Here is an 838-nt window from a genome sequence, read left to right as displayed (position 1 = left end):
GTTACCATGTTATCTCCAACCTTTATCTATTGGGTTCAACCAGTGTGACTCGATTGGATGATAACGCCTACGACTCTTCCATTATCGAAGATCGTTATCAGGGCGAGCTTTACCTTGGTTTTGGTTTCTTTAATGACAAAGAGAAAGCGCCTAAGCCTAAGTTAAGCAACGCACCTTATTTACGTGTGGCGCATGGTTGGGCAACGCCGTCGAATATCGGCGACATCATGAAATTCAACACCGAGAAAGACGAGTACAATAACCAACTCACATCATTCTTTTATGGCCACCCTTTGACTGATGAGATCTTTGGTTTGCCGTTGGATATCTACTTAACGCCAGGTATCGCTCACCATTGGAGTTCAGAGGTTCAATCCAGTAGCACGGAATACATCATTGCAATTAAAGCGTACTACACCTTCAACTGGCCAACTCAGTGGCGATTCGGTGTCGCAGAGGGTATGTCTTACATAGATTCGATTACTTATATCGAAGGCTCTGAAATGGATCGTAAGGGCTACACGGCAAGCCACCTGTTAAACTACTTGGACTTCTCATTTGATGTGAACGTCGGTGACCTTATCGGTAAGAATGACCTCAACAATTTATGGTTTGGTTACTCACTGCATCACCGCTCGGCGATCTTTGAAAATGCGTCCCAGTTTGGACGTATCAAAGGTGGCAGTAACTACAACACGGTTTACTTCCAATACGAGTTCTAAAGTATTACATCTACTAAAAATGCCGCTCCAAATAGAGCGGCATTTTTTATCATTAAAGAAAAGAGCTAATCACTATTGGTCACTGATAATTAACTATTCGAAAGCCACTTCAACTG

1 pseudogene is annotated in these 838 nt (G+C 42.8%); it reads left to right on the top strand.

Going from position 1 to position 838, the window contains the following annotated elements:
• Positions 1 to 722, top strand: a pseudogene (locus tag BCT81_RS01980) (MipA/OmpV family protein); the annotation flags it as partial.
• Positions 723 to 838 lie beyond the last annotated feature (116 nt).

Origin of the sequence: Vibrio sp. 10N.261.52.A1 (assembly GCF_002876325.1) — a bacterium.
Taxonomy (GTDB): Bacteria; Pseudomonadota; Gammaproteobacteria; order Enterobacterales; family Vibrionaceae; genus Vibrio; species Vibrio chagasii.
Note: the sequence above shows the minus strand (reverse complement) of the source record. Positions and strands in the feature narration are given on the sequence as shown.